The organism is Vibrio sp. (assembly GCF_038138445.1).
GTDB lineage: Bacteria > Pseudomonadota > Gammaproteobacteria > Enterobacterales > Vibrionaceae > Vibrio.
Map to the genome: position 1 here is coordinate 12,384 of NZ_JAYQDQ010000093.1, position 2,804 is coordinate 15,187.

Consider the following 2,804-nt stretch of genomic DNA (forward strand, 5'->3'; position numbering starts at 1 on the left):
CACCATCCACTTCATTCGACAGAGCCACATCAAACAATGCAGCTTGACCTTCCACCACAGTTTCACCACTGACCGACAAGGTTGGCGTGTCGGCATTGTTCGCGCCATCGCGATTGTCCGTAATCGTGCCTGTACCAGAATCGGTGATAGTAAAGCTATCACCTCCTACTGTAGCTGAAGCGCGCGCATCTAGGTCAAAGGTTTCAGCCCCTTCAAAAATGGTGTCATCTGAAGTTTGTACCGACACCTGAATATCACTGGCATTGCCCGGAATGGTGTACGAACCATCATTATTCATCGCCGCAGTATAACTTGTGCCATCGACCTTGTACGTCACACTCATCGGGTTAGAAGCAAAGTCTGCCGACTCGGCGCTTTGTCCATCGAGATCTAAAGTAAATTCATAACGAACATCGCCATCCACTTGATTAGATAGAATAACATCAAACATCGCAGCTTGACCTTCCACCAAAGTGTCGCCGCTGACCGACAAGGTTGGCGTGTCGGCATTGTTCGCGCCATCGCGATTGTCCGTAATAGTGCCTATGCCTGAGTCGGTGATACTAAAACTATCACCTCCCGCTGTGGCTGACGCACGCGCCTCTAGGTTAAAGGTTTCAGCCCCTTCAAAAATGGTGTCATCTGAGGTTTGTACCGACACCTGAATGTCACTGGCATTGCCCGGAATTGTGTAGGAGCCATCATTATTCGTTGCTGCGTTATAACTTGTGCCATCGACCTTGTAAGTCACGCTAAGCGGGTTAGAAGCAAAGTCTGCCCATTCTGCGCTTTGCCCATCAAGATCTATCGTAAACTCATACCGAACGTCACCATCCACTTCATTCGACAGAGCCACATCAAACAATGCAGCTTGACCTTCCACAACTGTCTCAGCTCTGACGGTAAGATTGGGTATATCATTGTCTTCAATCAAGGTAGCTTGAGTTTCTCTACCCACAGTGCCAAACCCTGAGTTCAATTCAAGTTGAAATCCTTCACTGCCCTCAAATACAGCGTCGTCGGCCGTTCCAACTGAAATAGTGAGAGAAGTAACACCAGCTGGAATACTTACCACACCGTCAGCTCCGAGGCTTAGGGTCAATCCCTGTGGTGTGGTTACAACAATAGTTGCTAGGTCATTTAACTCAGCAGAGTTAGTTGATAATGAGATATTTACTTGAGTGTCTTGAGTTGATGGCTTGTCCAAACTGACAATATAGACTGCATCCTCGCCTTCAATAACGTCGGTCGGCCCACTTAGGGATAGCTCAGGTATTGGCGTAACATCAATATTCACCGTCGCTGTATCGGTTCCACCATTACCGTCACTGACCGTTATTTGAAATGAGTCTGGACCATCGAAGTTTTCATTCGGTATATATTCCCAACCCCCTGTTACCGGGTCAACAGACACACGCCCATTAGAGGGGCCGGAACTTACGGCAAAAGAAAGTAAGTCTTGTGGGTTGGGGTCTGTAGCAAAAATTTTTCCACTTACAGGCTTATCTTCATCTGTCACAGCAAATAAATTACTCGCCAATGGCGCCCCATTTTCATCGGTTAAGACGGGGTCTTGTTGAAATGCTCTGAACTGCTCGACAAGGGACAAACTCTGTGTTCGCGTCAAGCCAAACTCATTCTCATCCCCTTCAGTTTCAAAGGCTGTTTTTGGAGACGTTTGTTCAGCAGTTCTGACTACTGAGGTAACAGACGATGGGCTTGATCCAACCTGACCACCAGATGTAGTGGCGAACTCTTCACCAAGCTCCGTGGGATCTTCCCCGGCTTCTAACGCCTCGATAATATCGTCAATGTCACCCGAAATATCTTGAATATTGGAAGATTCATCGACAAATCCGATAGTGAGATTGTCAGATTGAGAATCAAATTGAGAATCAAATTGAGAATTTGATATCACGACTTCAAGAGGAAGCGCTTCTTCAAATGTATTTGCTACTCGAACGTTTCCATCTCGACCGATAATAACGCTTTGATTTGATGCTAATTTATTCCCTGAAAAATACGATTTGATATCCATAATATTTCCACATCCGTTGCGCTTTTACACCAGCCAAAAGTATGTTGCGAGACTAGTCCAGCATATTCCATACCAATACGTTGCTAAAAACGGTCCTTAGTTGATTTTAGAACCAGATACTAAACCGCATGCACATTAGAATACAAGGCGTTGCTCATCTGGGTATTAGGATTTATTACTAGACTAAGGCCATGCTCAACAAATGCATGTTCCCGTGAAACGACTGGAAGTTTTCCTGATATTTTTGAAACTAATCATTGGCTATTTCAAACCATGGTTAGAGATAAAAGCGGTTAATAATGTGGGGACAACGGAGGTTAATAGAAACAAGAATTATCGCCGCTAGAGAGAACAAGATCCCATCTGAGCTGTTATCTTTGTACTATAATTCGGGGGGCAATTTAAAGACTAAGATAATTGATAATAATTAAAACAATTTAGAACGTCAGAGGGAAAGATAATGAAACGGGATACGTTTGGAATTTGTTTGTCTAAATCTATGCTATCAACTAATTTGTCCAGCACCTTTACCCATGTCAGGGCTTATGAGAAATCCAAGCACGGCGATAATATCATAGTCATGCGCTCTTACCCGCAGCTTTCGGGAAAAGAACTAATTACCACAATCGATGCATCTAGAAACTTACTTTGGCGCGCAGAGTTTATATGCAAGCATCAAGCTAAATGATACATAAAAGGGAGAGCGCCCTGTGCTCTAATGCCGATCAGTTAAACATTAATCGGCAGATCAATTGAATGATCCCAT

2 protein-coding genes are annotated in these 2,804 nt (G+C 44.4%); one reads left to right on the forward strand and one right to left on the reverse strand.

Going from position 1 to position 2,804, the window contains the following annotated elements; translation table 11 throughout:
- On the reverse strand, nucleotides 1-2,038 hold a 2,038-nt coding region (locus AAFM34_RS17740), incomplete at its 3' end, for an Ig-like domain-containing protein (RefSeq protein ID WP_341665113.1).
- A gap of 460 nt (nucleotides 2,039-2,498) precedes the next feature.
- On the opposite strand from AAFM34_RS17740, the gene AAFM34_RS17745 reads away from it, so the two are divergent.
- A complete protein-coding gene (locus AAFM34_RS17745) occupies nucleotides 2,499-2,726 on the forward strand; it encodes a hypothetical protein (RefSeq protein ID WP_341665115.1) in 228 nt (75 codons plus the stop codon).
- The last annotated feature ends 78 nt before the right edge of the window (nucleotides 2,727-2,804 follow it).